Origin of the sequence: Zoogloea sp. LCSB751, assembly GCF_002028455.1 — a bacterium.
In the GTDB taxonomy this organism is placed as follows: Bacteria; Pseudomonadota; Gammaproteobacteria; order Burkholderiales; family Rhodocyclaceae; genus Zoogloea.
Genome location: NZ_MWUM01000009.1, coordinates 161,705 through 173,075, shown reverse-complemented (window position 1 = coordinate 173,075; position 11,371 = coordinate 161,705). Strand labels below are relative to the sequence as shown.

Annotated in this window: 6 protein-coding genes; 2 read left to right on the top strand and 4 right to left on the bottom strand. The window is 61.4% G+C overall.

Translation table 11 applies throughout. From position 1 onward, the window contains the following. Positions 1-10 precede the first annotated feature (10 nt). A complete protein-coding gene (locus B4920_RS12695) occupies positions 11-3,160 on the top strand; it encodes an efflux RND transporter permease subunit (protein ID WP_079435052.1) in 3,150 nt (1,049 codons plus the stop codon). A 114-nt stretch (positions 3,161-3,274) separates the two neighbouring features. Here the strand turns inward: B4920_RS12695 and lon are convergent, their stop codons facing one another. The 4 genes from lon to tig all read right to left on the bottom strand — a co-directional run bounded on the left by lon (position 3,275) and on the right by tig (position 9,056). After that, complete coding sequence (lon, locus tag B4920_RS12690; RefSeq protein ID WP_079435051.1) at positions 3,275-5,692, bottom strand: endopeptidase La; 2,418 nt, start codon at positions 5,690-5,692, stop codon at positions 3,275-3,277. Positions 5,693-5,778: 86 nt separating this feature from the next. Beyond that, complete coding sequence (gene clpX / locus B4920_RS12685; RefSeq protein WP_079435050.1) at positions 5,779-7,050, bottom strand: ATP-dependent Clp protease ATP-binding subunit ClpX; 1,272 nt, start codon at positions 7,048-7,050, stop codon at positions 5,779-5,781. A gap of 38 nt (positions 7,051-7,088) precedes the next feature. Beyond that, positions 7,089-7,733 carry an ATP-dependent Clp endopeptidase proteolytic subunit ClpP gene (clpP, locus tag B4920_RS12680; RefSeq protein WP_079435049.1) on the bottom strand — a complete coding sequence of 215 codons (645 nt, stop codon included), beginning with the start codon at positions 7,731-7,733 and terminating at the stop codon, positions 7,089-7,091. A gap of 21 nt (positions 7,734-7,754) precedes the next feature. After that, positions 7,755-9,056 carry a trigger factor gene (gene tig / locus B4920_RS12675; RefSeq protein WP_079435048.1) on the bottom strand — a complete coding sequence of 434 codons (1,302 nt, stop codon included), beginning with the start codon at positions 9,054-9,056 and terminating at the stop codon, positions 7,755-7,757. A gap of 387 nt (positions 9,057-9,443) precedes the next feature. On the opposite strand from tig, the gene B4920_RS12670 reads away from it, so the two are divergent. Continuing rightward, entirely contained in the window at positions 9,444-11,366 is a 1,923-nt protein-coding gene (locus B4920_RS12670) for a PrkA family serine protein kinase (protein ID WP_079435047.1), read from the top strand. Positions 11,367-11,371: the final 5 nt, after the last annotated feature.

Genomic DNA, 11,371 nt, shown 5'->3' with positions numbered 1-11,371 from the left:
GACCCCGCTCATGCTCGCCAAGCTTATCGACTGGTCGGGGCGCAACCGCTTCCTGATCCTGCTCGCCACGCTGTTCATCGTCCTCGCCGGCGTCTTCGCGGTGCTGCGCACGCCCATCGACGCCCTGCCCGACCTCTCCGACGTGCAGGTCATCGTCTACACCGAGTACCCCGGCCAGGCGCCCCAGGTGGTCGAGGACCAGGTCACCTACCCGCTCACCACAGCCATGCTGTCGGTGCCCAAGTCGAAGGTCGTGCGCGGCTTCTCCTTCTTCGGCGCGTCCTTCGTCTATGTGATCTTCGAGGACGGCACCGACATCTACTGGGCCCGCTCGCGGGTCCTTGAATACCTCAACTTCGCCGCCGGGCGCATGCCCAAGGGCCCGGGGGGAACAACCATTCAGCCGCAGATCGGGCCGGATGCCACCGGTGTCGGCTGGGTCTATCAATACGCGCTGATCGCCAAGGAGAAGACCCTCGCCGAGCTGCGCACGATCCAGGACTGGTACCTGCGCTATCAGCTGGCCAAGGCCCACGGCGTCGCCGAGGTGGCCTCCATCGGCGGCTTCGTGCAGACCTACCAGGTCACCGTCGATCCAGTGAAGCTGCGCGCCTACGGCATTCCGCTGATGAAGGTCGCCCAGGTGATCCGCGACTCCAACCGGGACGTGGGCGGCCGCGTGGTGGAGATGGCCGAGACCGAGTACATGGTGCGCGGCAAGGGCTACCTGCGCGGCAAGGACGACATCGGCGCACTGGTGGTCAAGGCCGAGGGCGGCACGCCGGTGCTGGTGCGTGACATCGCCCGCGTCGAACTGGCGCCGGACGAACGCCGCGGCCTCACCGAGCTGAACGGCGACGGCGAGGTGGTAGCCGGCATCGCGATGGCCCGCTACGGCCAGAACGCGCTGGAGGTCATCCACAACCTGAAGGACAAGATCACCGAGATCGGCCCCGGCCTGCCGGAAGGCGTCTCGGTGCAGACCGTCTACGACCGCTCCGAGCTGATCCACCGCGCCATCGAGACCCTGAAGGGCACGCTGATCGAGGAATCGCTCATCGTGGCGCTGGTCTGCGTGGTCTTCCTGCTCCATGTGCGCAGTGCGCTGGTGGCGATTCTGATGCTGCCGGTAGGCGTGTTGATGGCCTTCATCGCGATGCGCCTGCTGGGCATGAACTCCAACCTTATGAGCCTGGGCGGCATCGCCATTGCGATCGGCGCAATGATCGACGCTGCCATCGTGATGATCGAGAACGCCCACAAGCACCTGGAGCGTCTGCCGGAAGGGCACACCGCCGCCGAGCGTTTCGAGGCCATGCTGGCCGCCTGCAAGGAGGTCGGCCCGGCGCTGTTCTTCTCGCTGCTGATCATCACCGTCTCCTTCCTGCCGGTGTTCACGCTGGAAGGCCAGGAAGGCCGGCTGTTCTCACCGCTGGCCTACACCAAGACCTTCTCAATGGCGGCTGCAGCGCTGCTGTCGGTAACGCTGGTACCGGTGCTGATGCTGCTGTTCATCCGCGGCAAGATCATGCCGGAGGCGAAGAACCCGGTGAACCGGACGCTGATCTGGCTGTACCGGCCGATCATCGCCGGGGTGATGCGCTGGAAGAGGCTGACCATCGTCCTGGCCGTGCTCACGTTGGTGGTGTCGATCTATCCGGCCTCCCGCCTGGGCTCGGAGTTCATGCCGACGCTGAACGAAGGCACCCTCCTCTACATGCCCACGTCCCTGCCCGGCATGTCGATCACCAAGGCCGCCGAGCTGATGCAGACCCAGGACAAGATCATCAAAAGCTTTCCGGAAGTCGACTCAGTATTCGGCAAGGCCGGCCGCGCCAACACCGCCACCGACCCGGCGCCGCCGGAGATGTTCGAGACAGTCATCAACCTCAAGCCCCAATCCGAATGGCGGCCGGGCATGACCACCGACACGCTGATCGCCGAACTAGACAAGGCCCTGCAGTTTCCGGGCGTAGCCAATGCCTGGACGATGCCGATCAAGGCCCGTACCGACATGCTGTCCACCGGCATCCGCACGCCGATCGGCATCAAGGTCTTCGGCAAGGACCTGGAGGAGATGGAGAAGCTGGCCAAGCAGATCGAAGCAGTCGTGAAGACGGTGCCTGGCACCACGAGCGCCTTCGCTGAGCGCATCACCGGCGGCTTCTATCTGGACATCGAGCCGGACCGGGAGCAACTGGCCCGCTACGGCCTGGCCGTCGGTGACCTGCAGGACGTCATCGCCAGCGCGCTCGGCGGCGAGATGGTCACCACCACCGTCGAAGGCCGCGAGCGCTTTGGCGTGACAGTGCGCTACCCGCGCGAACTGCGCTCCGATCCCCAGCAGATCGCCAGCCAGGTGCTGGTGCCGACGATGGGCGGCGCGATGGTACCGCTAGGCCAACTTGCCCACGTCGGCATCGCCAAGGGCACACCGGGCATCCGCACCGAGAACGCGCTACTGTCCGCCTACATCTACGTGGACATCCGCGAGCGGGACATCGGTGGCTACGTGGCCGACGCAAAGAAGGCCGTTGCCGACCAGGTCAAGTTTCCGCCGGGTTACTACGTGAGCTGGAGCGGCCAGTTCGAGTACATGGAACGGGCCATCGAAAAGATGAAGATCGTCATCCCGATCACGCTGCTGACCATCTTCGTGCTGCTTTACCTCAACTTCCGGCGCATCACCGAAACCCTGATCGTCATGCTGTCGGTACCCTTCGCACTGGTCGGCGGCGTATGGCTGATGTGGCTGCTCGGCTACAACCTGTCCGTCGCAGTGGCAGTAGGCTTCATCGCGCTGGCCGGCGTGGCGGCGGAGACCGGCGTGGTGATGCTGATCTACCTGGATCACGCCTGGGAAGCCGTTAAAACCAAATGCCGCACAGAAGGCCGGACACCCCATGTTGGCGACCTGTACGAAGCGGTGATGGAAGGCGCCGTCGAACGCGTGCGCCCGAAGATGATGACGGTCGTCGCGATCATGGCCGGCCTGCTGCCGATCATGTGGAGTACCGGTACCGGCTCGGAGGTAATGAGCCGAATTGCCGCACCGATGGTCGGCGGAATGATCTCCTCAACCATTCTGACCCTCGCCGTGATTCCGGCCATCTACGCGCTGGTCAAGCAGTGGCGGCTGGCACGGGGCCTGGAAAGCTGAGGAACTGCAGAAAACAAAAAAGGCCTCAAGCGACGGCAAGCCGCTTGAGGCCTTTTTATTCACCTGAAGTCCTGCATCAACCCGACGAGTTAATGCAGGCGACAGACACGCCGATCAGTGCTTCACCACCCCACCGTTATCCGGAGTCTCCGCCGGCGCAGCAACCGCCACTTCGGCAGCCGGCACCTCAGGCAGCGGCTCGGGCTTGCGCTCCAGCGCGTGCTCGAGCACCTGGTCGATCCACTTGACCGGGATGATTTCCAGCTCGTTCTTGACGTTGTCCGGGATGTCGGTCAGATCCTTGACGTTCTCTTCGGGAATCAGCGCCGTACGGATGCCACCGCGGACGGCAGCCAGCAGCTTCTCCTTCAGACCGCCGATGGGCAGGACTTCGCCGCGCAGCGTGATTTCACCCGTCATCGCCACATCGCAGCGAACCGGGATCCCGGTGAGCACCGACACCAGGCCGGTACTGATCGCGATGCCTGCCGACGGACCGTCCTTGGGAATCGCGCCTTCCGGCAAGTGAATGTGGATGTCGGACTTCTGGTAGAAGTCCTCCTGGATCCCCAGTGACCTGGAACGCCGACGCACCACCGACAACGCTGCCTGGATGGACTCCTGCATGACCTCGCCGAGCTTGCCGGTGGTGATGATCTTGCCTTTACCCGGCAGTGCCACCGCTTCGACGGTCAGCAGTTCTCCGCCCACCTCGGTCCACGCGAGACCGGTGACCTGACCGATCTGGTTCTCCTTCTCGGCAACGCCGTAGGAGTACTTGCGCACGCCCAGATACTTGTCGAGAGTCTTGGCGTTGACGATCACCTTGGCCTTGCGCTTGCCAAGGACCAGTGCCTTCACCACCTTGCGGCAAACCTTGGACACTTCGCGCTCCAGACCGCGCACGCCCGCCTCACGAGTGTAGAAACGGACGATGTCGCGGATCGCGTCTTCGGTAACCGACAGTTCCTCGCGCTTGATCCCGTTGTTCTTCATCTGCTTCGGAACAAGATAGCGCTGGGCGATGTTCACCTTCTCGTCTTCGGTGTAGCCGGACAGGCGGATCACCTCCATCCGGTCGAGCAGCGGCGCCGGGATGTTGAGGGTGTTGGCAGTGGCCACGAACATCACGTCCGACAGGTCGTACTCCACCTCGATGTAGTGGTCCACGAAGGTCGAATTCTGTTCCGGGTCGAGCACTTCCAGCAGCGCAGACGACGGATCGCCACGGAAGTCCTGGCCCATCTTGTCCACTTCGTCGAGCAGGAACAGTGGGTTGCGCACCGCAACCTTGGACATGTTCTGCAGGATCTTGCCCGGCATGGAGCCGATGTAGGTCCGACGGTGGCCACGGATCTCGGCCTCGTCACGGACGCCGCCGAGGCTCATGCGCACAAACTTGCGGTTGGTGGCACGCGCGACCGACTGGCCCAAAGAGGTCTTGCCGACGCCCGGGGGACCGACGAGGCACAGGATCGGCGCCTTCAGCTTATCGACGCGCTGCTGCACGGCAAGATACTCAAGGATGCGTTCCTTGACCTTCTCAAGGCCATAGTGTTCGGTGTCGAGAACCTTCTCGGCCTCGGCCAGATCCTTGCTGATGCGCGATTTCTTCTTCCACGGCAGGCCGACGAGGGTCTCGATGTAGTTGCGGACCACGGTCGCCTCGGCCGACATCGGCGACATCAGGCGCAGCTTCTTGAGCTCGGCCTGGGCCTTGGCGGTAGCTTCCTTGGTCATACCGGAAGCCTTGATCTTCTTCTCCATCTCCTCGAGGTCGGCGCCGTCCTCGCCCTCGCCGAGCTCCTTCTGGATGGCCTTGACCTGCTCGTTGAGGTAGTACTCGCGCTGGCTCTTCTCCATCTGGCGCTTGACGCGGCCACGGATGCGCTTTTCAACCTGGAGGATGTCCAGCTCGGTCTCGAGCTGGTTGAGGAGACGTTCGAGACGCTGACCCGCGTCGAACATCTCGAGGATTTCCTGCTTCTGCTCGAGCTTCAACGGCAGATGCGCGGCGATAGTGTCGGCAAGCCGACCCGGCTCCTCGATACCCGACAGCGAGCTGAGGATTTCCGGCGGAATCTTCTTGTTTAGCTTAACGTACTGGTCGAACTGGCTGATGATGGCCCGGCGCATCGCCTCGACTTCGTTGTTCGGCACATCGGCCAGCGGCATCGGCTGGGCCTTGGCGACGAACAGGGTGCGCAGGTCTTCGACGGACACCACGCGGGCACGCTGCACACCTTCCACCAGCACCTTCACGGTGCCGTCGGGCAGCTTGAGCATCTGCAGGATGTTGGCGATACAACCGAGATCGTAGAGGTCTTCCGCCGACGGCTCGTCCTTCGCAGCGGACTTTTGAGCCACCAGCAGGATGCTCTTGCCGGCCTCCATGGCGTTCTCGAGCGCCTTGATGGATTTGGGGCGCCCCACGAACAGCGGGATCACCATGTGAGGGAACACCACTACGTCGCGCAGCGGCAGCAGCGGGAGTTCGATCTGTTCTTCGGGGAGGTCAAGCGTGCTCGACATGATTATTCCTTTAAAGGCACTAAGGCCCCATATGGGGCCCTAGCGACATCAATTCAAGCAGTCCTGCGAAAAACTTCTGCTTGATGTCAGTTGGAGCCGGAGACCTTGGGTTGATCGGCGTAAATCAGGATCGGTTTGGCACTGCCGTCGATCATGCCTTCGTCGATCACGACCTTGGAAACGTTTTCCATGGAAGGCAATTCGTACATCGTGTCCAGCAGCGTGGCTTCGAGGATCGAACGCAGGCCGCGGGCACCCGTCTTGCGCTTCAGGGCCTTGCGGGCAATCGCCTGCAGGGCCGCCGGACGCACTTCGAGTTCGACGCCTTCCATCGAGAAGAGTTTCTGATACTGCTTGATCAGCGCGTTTTTCGGTTCGATGAGGATCTCGATCAGCGCATCTTCGTCGAGTTCCTGCAGCGTCGCGACCACCGGCAGACGACCGATCAGTTCGGGGATGAGGCCGAACTTGATGAGATCGCCGGGCTCCACTTCACGCAGGGATTCGGACAGATCCTTGTTCTCGCTGCTCTTCACTTCCGCGCCAAAGCCGATGCCGACCTTCTCGGTGCGGTTGCGGATCACCTTGTCGAGACCATCGAAGGCACCACCGCACACGAACAGGATGTTGGTGGTATCCACCTGCACGAAATCCTGGTTCGGATGCTTGCGGCCGCCCTGCGGCGGAACCGACGCGATGGTGCCTTCGATCAGCTTGAGCAGGGCCTGCTGCACGCCTTCGCCGGACACGTCGCGGGTGATCGACGGGTTGTCGGATTTGCGGGAAATCTTGTCGATCTCGTCGATGTAGACAATGCCTTGCTGGGCCTTGTCTACCTCGTAATCGCACTTCTGAAGCAGCTTCTGGATGATGTTCTCGACGTCCTCACCGACATAACCGGCTTCGGTGAGGGTTGTCGCATCCGCCATCACGAAAGGCACATTGAGAAGGCGTGCCAGGGTCTGGGCGAGCAGGGTCTTGCCGGAGCCCGTCGGGCCGACCAGCAGGATGTTGCTCTTCGACAGTTCGACGTCGTCGTGGGTCTTCGACAGGTGACGCAGCCGCTTGTAGTGGTTGTACACCGCCACGGAGAGGATGCGCTTTGCTGAAGCCTGGCCGATCACGTACTGGTCGAGGATCGCGCTGATCTCCTTGGGAGACGGCAGCTCGCCCTTGACGCCCTTGGCGCCACCGGTATCTGCAGTAATCTCATCGCGAATGATGTCGTTGCAGAGTTCGATGCACTCATCGCAGATGAACACGGACGGACCCGCGATCAGCTTGCGGACCTCGTGTTGGCTCTTGCCGCAGAACGAGCAATACAAGAGCTTTTCACCGCTCGTTTTCTTGTCCGCCATTACTGCCCTTTCTCTCTGTACTTGAAGCTAGAAGACCATCAAACCACGTCGTTGCGGCTGGTCAGGACCTTGTCGACCAGGCCGTAACGGACGGCTTCTTCCGAGGACATGAAGTTGTCCCGGTCGGTATCGCGCTCGATCTGCTCCACGGCCTGGCCGGTGTGCTTGGCCAGCATGTCGTTGAGCTTGGAACGCAGGGAGAGGATTTCCCGGGCATGGATCTCGATATCCGAGGCCTGGCCCTGGAAACCACCCAGCGGCTGGTGAATCATGATCCGCGAGTTGGGCAGCGAGAAGCGCTTGCCCTTCTCACCGGCCGCCAGCAGGAAGGCCCCCATGCTCGCAGCCTGCCCGATGCACAGCGTGCTGACATTGGGCTTGATGAACTGCATGGTGTCGTAGATCGCCATCCCTGCGGTGACCGAGCCACCGGGGGAGTTGATGTAGAAGAAGATGTCCTTGTCCGGGTTTTCCGACTCAAGGAACAGCAGCTGGGCAACGATCAGGTTGGCCGTTACATCATTGACCGGACCAACCAGGAACACCACCCGCTCCTTGAGAAGACGCGAGTAGATGTCGTACGAGCGCTCGCCACGGCCGCTCTGCTCGACAACCATCGGGATCAGGCCGAGGCCGACCGGGTCCCAGTCAGTACGAGAATACGGGGGTGTAAAGGGATTCATTTGCCGTTACTTTCCGCGGAATTAAGCCGCATTGCCCATCAAGTCGTCAAAAGAAGTGGCGACATCGGTCGTTTTGGCGTTGCTGACGACCCACTCGACCACATTGTCCTCGATCACCAGCGCCTCGGCCTGGGCCAGGCGCTGGGGCTGCGAGTAGTACCAGCTCACGACCTCACTCGGGTCTTCGTAGCTTGCTGCAAAATCATCGATCACGGCGCGGATCTGCTCCGGCTTGGCGATCAGATCCTTGCCCTTGACCAGCTCGGACATGATCAGGCCCAGCTTGACGCGACGCTCGGCCTGTTCGGCGAACCAGGCAGGCTCGATCGGCAGATCCTTGGTCTTCATGCCGCGGGCTTCGAAATCCTTCTTGGCGTTCTCAGCCAGCTGATGGGCCTCCTGCTCGACCAGCGCCTTCGGCACTTCGATCGGATGGGTCTCGATCAGCACGTTCATCACGCGCTCCTTGAGCTTGGCCTGCACGCGGCGCTTCACTTCACGCTCCAGGTTGGCCTTCACTTCTTCGCGCATCTTAGCCACATCGCCATCGGCGATGCCCAGGGACTTGGCGAACTCGGCATCGACCTCGGGCAGCTTGGGCTCCTCGACCTTCTTCAGCACGACTTCGAACTGCACGGTCTGGCCGGCCAGGTGAGCAGCGTGGTAATCGGCCGGGAAGGTCATGTCGAAAGTCTTGCTCTCACCGACGTTCAGGCCCAGCACTGCGGTCTCGAAATCCTTGAGCATCTGGCCGCCGCCGATCACGAAGGGGAAGTCGGTCGCCTTGCCACCGTCGAACTCGACGCCATCCTTGCGGCCGGTAAAGTCCACCGTCACGCGGTCACCATCCTGGGCGGCGCGTTCAGCGGGCACAAAATTGGTGCGTTGCTTGCGCAGCACGTCCAGGGTCTTGTCCACTTCGGCGTCACCAACGGTCAGCTGGGGGCGCTCGACTTCCTGGGCGCTCACATCACCGATCACGACTTCCGGGTAGACCTCGAAGACAGCGCTGAATTCCAGCACGTCGGCAGCAGTGCTTTCCTTCGGCTCAATGCTCGGGTAGCCGGCAATGCGCAGGCTTTGGGCGCGGATCTGTTCACCGAGGGCCTTTTCGACGGCAGCGCCGATGGCCTCGGAGCGGGCCTGCGGGCCGTAGGACTGGGCGACCAGACGGTACGGAACCTTGCCGGGACGGAAGCCGGGCATCTTGACGGTGCGAGCCATCTGCTTGAGACGCGCCTCGACATCCTTGTCGATTTCGGACAGCGGCACGGACATGTCGATACGGCGCTCGAGCGCGCTCACGGTAACCTGGTTGCTCATGAAAAGATAATTCCCTGATCGTTCTTGACAAAAACGCTCCGCAAACAGGACAGACAACACATAGCAAAACCTGTGCCGTCTATTTCATCCCGTCGGACGGAGTCGTCGGAAAAACCTTTAGTCTAACACAGGCCTTTGCTCCATCCGCAGCCCCCGCGCCAGTGCTTGGCTTTAGGGCGACAGATGTGAAAAACTGCCCCACGTAACACGGAACTCCCCTTACCTTTCTGCTATCACATGGAATGAAATGGCCGTGTTCGTCAGCCTCCACGGCAAATGCGGCAGGCTTCACGAGGTGCTCAAGTATCTGCGTCATCAACCGTATGTCCCGTACATACATGGCGACCCCGGCGCCCCGGTCCGGGTCTGTGCCCCAGGAGACCTTAGATGAGTATCTTTACCAGCTTCCAGGCCCGCTTCGAGTCCGCCAAGGAAGAGGAAATGTCGATCCAGGAATACCTGGAGCTGTGCAAGTCCGACCCCATGGCCTACGCGACGTCCGCCGAGCGCATGCTGCAGGCCATCGGCCAACCGGAACTCGTCGACACCCGGCTCGATCCGCGCCTGTCCCGCATCTTTTCCAACAAGATGATCAAGATCTATCCGGCCTTCCGTGACTTCTACGGGATGGAGGAATCGATCGAGAACATCGTGTCGTATTTCCGACACGCAGCGCAGGGGCTGGAGGAAAAGAAACAGATCCTTTATCTCCTCGGCCCCGTCGGTGGCGGCAAGAGCTCCCTGGCCGAAAAGCTGAAGAGCCTGGTGGAGAAGATCCCGTTCTATGCCATCAAGGGTTCGCCGGTGCATGAATCACCGTTGGGCCTGTTCAGCTCGGTCGAGGATGGGGCGATCCTTGAAGACGACTACGGAATCCCGCGCCGCTACCTCAATACGATCATGAGCCCATGGGCGGTCAAGCGCCTGCACGAGTTCAACGGTGACATCACCAAGTTCCGAGTCGTCAAGCTGCGCCCCTCGGTGCTGCGCCAGATCGCTGTTGCCAAGACCGAACCGGGCGACGAGAACAATCAGGACATTTCTTCCCTCGTCGGCAAGATCGACATTCGCAAGCTGGAGCAGTACTCCCAGGACGACCCGGATGCCTACTCCTACTCCGGAGGGCTGTGCCTGGCCAACCGGGGGCTGCTTGAGTTCGTGGAAATGTTCAAGGCGCCGATCAAGGTGCTGCATCCACTGCTCACCGCAACCCAGGAAGGCAACTACAAGGGCACCGAGGGCTTTGGCGCGATTCCCTTCGACGGCATCGTGATGGCCCACTCCAACGAGTCCGAGTGGATGGCCTTCCGCAACAACCGCAACAACGAGGCCTTCCTCGACCGGATCTACACCGTGAAGGTGCCGTACTGCCTGCGCGTGTCCGACGAGATCCGCATCTACGACAAGCTGCTGGCCCACAGCTCTCTGTCCCACGCTCCGTGCGCACCGGACACCCTCAAGATGATGGCCCAGTTCGCCGTGCTGTCGCGGCTCAAGGAACCCGAGAACTCGAGCATCTTCTCCAAGATGCGCGTCTACGACGGCGAGAACCTGAAGGACACCGACCCCAAGGCCAAGAGCTACCAGGAATACCGTGACTACGCCGGCGTGGATGAAGGCATGAACGGCCTGTCCACCCGCTTCGCCTTCAAGGTGCTGTCCAAGGTTTTCAACTTCGACCACCGGGAGGTGGCGGCCAATCCGGTACACCTGATGTACGTGCTGGAACAGCAGATCGCTCAGGAACAATACCCGCCGGAGAACGAAGCCCGTTATCTGGCCTTCATCAAGGAGTTCCTCGCCCCGCGCTACGCCGAGTTCATCGGCAAGGAAATCCAGACCGCCTATCTCGAGAGCTACAGCGAGTACGGCCAGAACATCTTCGATCGCTACGTCACCTACGCCGACTTCTGGATTCAGGACCAGGAATACCGCGACCAGAACACCGGCGAGATCCTCGACCGCAACGCCCTCAACGACGAGCTCGAGAAGATCGAGAAGCCGGCCGGCATCAGCAACCCGAAAGATTTCCGCAACGAGGTGGTCAATTTCGTGCTGCGCGCCCGGGCCAAAAACAGCGGCAAGAACCCCAGCTGGACCAGTTACGAAAAGCTGCGGGCCGTCATCGAGAAGAAGATGTTCTCCAATACCGAGGATCTCCTGCCGGTCATCAGCTTCAACGCCAAGGCCAGCGGCGACGAACAGAAGAAGCACCAGAACTTCGTCAATCGCATGATCGAAAAGGGCTACACCGAGAAGCAGGTACGCTTGCTGTGCGAATGGTATTTGCGCGTCCGCAAGTCGTCTTGATCGTC

What these genes read in the sequence shown, in the direction of transcription:
- B4920_RS12695 (WP_079435052.1), top strand. Translation starts at nt 11, where the DNA reads ATGCTCGCCAAGCTTATCGACTGGTCGGGGCGCAACCGCTTCCTGATC.
- lon (WP_079435051.1), bottom strand. Translation starts at nt 5,692, where the DNA reads ATGTCGAGCACGCTTGACCTCCCCGAAGAACAGATCGAACTCCCGCTG.
- clpX (WP_079435050.1), bottom strand. Translation starts at nt 7,050, where the DNA reads ATGGCGGACAAGAAAACGAGCGGTGAAAAGCTCTTGTATTGCTCGTTC.
- clpP (WP_079435049.1), bottom strand. Translation starts at nt 7,733, where the DNA reads ATGAATCCCTTTACACCCCCGTATTCTCGTACTGACTGGGACCCGGTC.
- tig (WP_079435048.1), bottom strand. Translation starts at nt 9,056, where the DNA reads ATGAGCAACCAGGTTACCGTGAGCGCGCTCGAGCGCCGTATCGACATG.
- B4920_RS12670 (WP_079435047.1), top strand. Translation starts at nt 9,444, where the DNA reads ATGAGTATCTTTACCAGCTTCCAGGCCCGCTTCGAGTCCGCCAAGGAA.